The sequence below is a fragment of the Tamlana crocina genome (assembly GCF_012037625.1).
This window is the reverse complement of the sequence record NZ_JAAVJS010000689.1, coordinates 1-320: the sequence shown is the minus strand read 5'-3', so window position 1 is coordinate 320 and position 320 is coordinate 1. Positions and strand designations below refer to the sequence as shown.

Here is a 320-nt window from a genome sequence, read left to right as displayed (position 1 = left end):
AGTGGAGCATTGATTTCTTCAGGCTCCAAAAAGGGGATAGATTTAAGCTGGTTTATAACGAGAAGTACATTAACGATACTATCTATGCCGGGATCGAAAATATAGAAGCAGCGGTTTTTTACCATGAGGAAAAACCCTATTATGCTTTCAATTTTATGGTGGATTCTGTAGCCGGCAGCAGAGATTATTATGACGAAAAAGCAAGACCTTTACAAAGCTTTTTTCTAAAAGCTCCTCTAGATTTTTTCAGGATCTCATCCCGCTTTAGCCCCAACAGGTTTCATCCGGTTCAAAAGCGCTGGAAAGCTCATAAAGGCACC

General features: G+C 40.3%; 1 pseudogene. It reads left to right on the top strand.

What is annotated here, in order from left to right:
- A pseudogene (locus HC176_RS20200) lies at positions 1 to 320 on the top strand (M23 family peptidase); the annotation flags it as partial.